The sequence below is a fragment of the uncultured Ralstonia sp. genome (genome assembly GCA_913056305.1).
Taxonomy (GTDB): Bacteria; Pseudomonadota; Gammaproteobacteria; order Burkholderiales; family Burkholderiaceae; genus Ralstonia.
This window is the reverse complement of record CAJXMR010000313.1, coordinates 1-3,944: the sequence shown is the minus strand read 5'-3', so window position 1 is coordinate 3,944 and position 3,944 is coordinate 1. Positions and strand designations below refer to the sequence as shown.

At 66.8% G+C, this 3,944-nt stretch carries 3 protein-coding genes; 1 reads left to right on the top strand and 2 read right to left on the bottom strand.

The window, feature by feature from the left end; genetic code table 11:
- Both QZ609_RS25135 and QZ609_RS25130 read right to left on the bottom strand, forming a co-directional pair.
- On the bottom strand, nucleotides 1-1,371 hold a 1,371-nt coding region (locus tag QZ609_RS25135), incomplete at its 3' end, for an ATP-binding protein (RefSeq protein ID WP_295500839.1).
- A gap of 160 nt (nucleotides 1,372-1,531) precedes the next feature.
- The gene (locus QZ609_RS25130; protein WP_295500836.1) at nucleotides 1,532-3,442 is read right to left on the bottom strand and encodes an ATP-binding cassette domain-containing protein; all 1,911 of its coding nucleotides are present in this window, start codon (nucleotides 3,440-3,442) and stop codon (nucleotides 1,532-1,534) included.
- A gap of 177 nt (nucleotides 3,443-3,619) precedes the next feature.
- On the opposite strand from QZ609_RS25130, the gene QZ609_RS25125 reads away from it, so the two are divergent.
- Complete coding sequence (locus tag QZ609_RS25125; RefSeq protein ID WP_295500834.1) at nucleotides 3,620-3,826, top strand: hypothetical protein; 207 nt, start codon at nucleotides 3,620-3,622, stop codon at nucleotides 3,824-3,826.
- The last annotated feature ends 118 nt before the right edge of the window (nucleotides 3,827-3,944 follow it).

The following is a 3,944-nucleotide window of genomic DNA, read 5'->3' as shown; positions in this document are numbered from 1 at the left end:
CGGCAGGATGGCCTGGAATTCCTTGTCGCGGCCCATCTTGGCCGAGCCGCCGGCGGAGTCGCCCTCGACCAGGAAGAGTTCGTTGCGGGTGACGTCGTCTGACTCGCAATCGGTCAGCTTGCCGGGCAGCACAGCCACGCCGGAGCCCTTCTTCTTCTCGACCTTCTGCGCCGCGCGCGTACGCGCCTGGGCCTGGCGGATGACGAGTTCGGCCAGCTTCTTGCCGTACTCGACATGCTGGTTCAGCCACAGCTCCAGCGTCGGGCGGCTGAAGGTGGACACCAGCCGCACGGCATCGCGGCTGTTCAGGCGTTCCTTGATCTGACCCTGGAACTGCGGGTCCAGCACCTTGGCCGACAGCACGAACGAGGCGCGCGCGAACACGTCTTCCGACATCAGCTTGACGCCCTTGGGCAGCAGCGCGTGCATCTCGACAAAGCTCTTGACGGCCTGGAACAGGCCTTCACGCAGGCCGGATTCGTGCGTGCCGCCAGCCGGCGTCGGGATCAGGTTGACATAGGACTCGCGCACCGGCGCGCCCTCTTCCGTCCAGGCCACCACCCACGACGCACCTTCGCCGAAGGCAAAGCCCTCTTCGCCCGGCTTGTCGGGGTCGGCAAAGTGCTCGCCCTCGAACAGCGGGATCACCGGATCGGCGCCGCTGCCCTGCGCGAGCGATTCGACCAGGTAGCCGCGCAGGCCCTGGTCGTACTGCCATTCGAGCGTCTCGCCGGATTTCTCCAGCGTGAGCGCCACCTTCACGCCCGGCAGCAGCACAGCCTTGCTGCGCAGCAGGCGCTGCAGCTCGGCCTGCGGGATGTTCTCGGAATCGAAATACTTGGCGTCCGGCCACGTGCGCACGCGCGTGCCGCTCTTCTTCTCACCGCGCTCAGCCTTGCGGGTCGCCAGCGGCTCGATGACGTCACCGCCCGAGAACGTGAGCGTCGACACATTGCCGTCACGCCAGACCGTCACCTCCAGCCGCGTCGACAGCGCGTTCGTGACCGACACGCCCACGCCGTGCAGGCCGCCGGAGAAGGCATACGCGCCGCCACGGCCCTTGTCGAACTTGCCGCCCGCGTGCAAGCGCGTGTAGACGATCTCGACCACCGGCACGCCCTCTTGCGGGTGGATGCCGACGGGAATGCCGCGCGCGTCGTCCTCGACGCTGACGCTGCCGTCCTTGTGCAGCGTCACCGCGATCAGCTTGCCGAAGCCGCCCAACGCCTCGTCGGCGGCGTTGTCGATCACTTCCTGCACGATGTGCAGCGGGTTGTCGGTGCGGGTGTACATGCCCGGCCGTTGCTTGACCGGTTCCAGGCCCTTGAGGACCTTGATCGACGATTCGCTGTATTGGGAGGTTTTGCTCATGGAGGACGGAAATACGAGCCAGCGCGAGGTCTATCGCCGAGCGCCGGGAATGCAGCGCGCATTGTAAAGGAAGCTGTCCTTGGCAATGCGGAGGGATCGTCAGCCCGAGATGCGGCGCGTGGCCGACATCCCGGTGACATATTGGCGGACTACCGGTGCATCACGGCGTGCCGGCGCGCTTGCCTTCGAGCGCTTCCCAGCGCTCCAGCACCTCCAGCAACTCCAGCTCGATCGCCTCGTGGCGCTCGGCCAGCTTCTGGGCGCGCTCCGGATCACGTCCGTAGATCGTGCCGTCTTCCAGCTCGGCGCCGACCTGCTTCTGCTCGACCTCCAGCGCCTCGATACGGGCGGGCAACGCGTCCAGCTCACGCTGTTCCTTGTAGCTGAGCTTGACCATGGCGCGCTCGCGCGGGCGGGCCGCCTCGGGCTTCTTCTCTTCGGCGACGGGCTTGGCGGCCTGCGCCATCCGCGCCGAGCGCACCGACTGCGTCTGCCAGTCCGAGAACCCGCCCACGTATTCGCGCCAGCGGCCCTCGCCCTCGGCCGCGACAACCGAGGTGACGACGTTGTCGACGAAGGCGCGGTCGTGCGAGACCAGGAACACCGTGCCGCTGTATTCCTGCAGCAGTTCTTCGAGCAGCTCCAGCGTGTCGATGTCGAGGTCGTTGGTCGGCTCGTCCAGCACCAGCACGTTGGCCGGCCGCGCGAACAGGCGCGCCAGCAGCAGCCGGTTGCGCTCGCCGCCCGACAGCGACGACACCGGCGAGCGCGCACGCTCCGGCGCGAACAGGAAGTCGCCCAGGTAGCTCATCACGTGCTTGCGCTGGCCGTTCACTTCGATCCAGTCGCTGCCGGGGCTGATGGTGTCGGCCAGCGAGCGGTTCAGGTCGAGCTGCGTGCGCATCTGGTCGAAATACGCGACCTGCAGGTTGGTGCCGTTGCGCACCGTGCCCGTGTCCGGCGACAGCTCGCCGAGGATCAGCTTGAGCAGCGTGGTCTTGCCGACGCCGTTCGGGCCAAGCAGCCCCACCTTGTCGCCGCGCAGGATGGTGCCGGTGAAGTTGTCGACCACGGTGTTGTCACCGTAGCCCTTGGTCACGTCGATCAGCTCGGCGACGATCTTGCCGGAGCGATCGCCTTGCGAGACCTCCAGCTTGACGTTGCCCTGCACCTCGCGACGCACGGCGCGGTCCACACGCATCTGCTCCAGCCGAGCGACGCGGCCGACGCTGCGCGTACGGCGGGCTTCCACGCCCTTGCGGATCCACACTTCTTCCTGCGCGAGCAGCTTGTCGAAGCGCGCGTTCTCCAGCGCCTCGGCTTCGAGCTGCTGCGCCTTGCGCGTCTGGTAGGCCGTGAAGTTGCCGGGGTACGAGCGCAGCTTGCCGCGGTCGAGCTCGATGATGCGCGTGGCCACACGGTCGAGGAACGCGCGGTCGTGCGTGATGAAAAGCACGCTGCCACGGAAGGTCAGCAGTAGATCTTCGAGCCAACGGATCGAGTCGTAGTCGAGGTGGTTGGTCGGCTCGTCGAGCAGCAGGATGTCGGGTGCGCCCACCAGCGCCTGCGCCAGCGCCACGCGCTTGGTCAGGCCGCCCGAGAGCGAACCGATGCGCGCGCCCGGCTGCAGGCCGAGTTGGGCGATGGTGGTGTCCACGCGGGTGTGTAGTTGCCAGGCGTCGGCGGCTTCGAGCTGGGCTTGCAGCGCGTGCAGCCGATGCAGCTCGCCATCGTCATGCGAATCGCCCATCGACGTGACCAGCGCTTCGTATTCAGCAAGCAGACCAGCGGCATGCGGCACGCCCATCGCCACGGCTTCGGCCACGGTCTGGTCCGGGTCGAACACCGGTTCCTGGGGCACGTAGGCGGACGTGACGCCACTCTGGCGGGCGATCAAGCCATCGTCGGGGGCGGTCATGCCGGCCACGATCTTCAAGAGCGAAGATTTGCCGGTGCCGTTGCGGCCGATCAGGCCGACGCGCTCGCCAGCCTCCAGCGAGAAATCGGTGTGGTCGAGCAGCGCCACGTGGCCGAACGCCAGTTGCGCATCGGTAATGGAAAACAGGGCCATCGAGAAAAGCGGAAAGGAGTTGCGCGGCGCGGCGCGCCCGGAAGCCGCGTATTGTAGTCGGCCCCGCGATAGGTCATCCGGTCGGCATTGCGCTTGAGCACGCCGGTGCTATAACGTTTGTGCCGCCCGGCTCGCATTTTGGCGGCGCCTCCCGCCCCAAACCGAAGGAGAAAAGCGATGCGCGGACTGTTCGGCTTGTTGATCGTGTTGCTGGTGGTCGGTATTCCGGTGCGGCAGATCCTGCTGCGCACCGGCTTCTCGCAGTGGTGGACGCTGCTGGTGCTGGTGCCGCTGGTCAACCTGGTGGCACTGTGGATCTTCGCCTTCTCCAGCTGGCCGCGGCAATCTTCGCAACCGGGCAACATCCTGCCCAACCAAACCTAGGTACAGCACACCTGCGCGGTGTGCCAACGGGTCGCACAAAAGCGTCGCGCCAAAGAAAACGGCCCGCTTTCGGCGGGCCGGAAGAGTCTCTCCTCGATGCCTTGCGAACAAGACATGG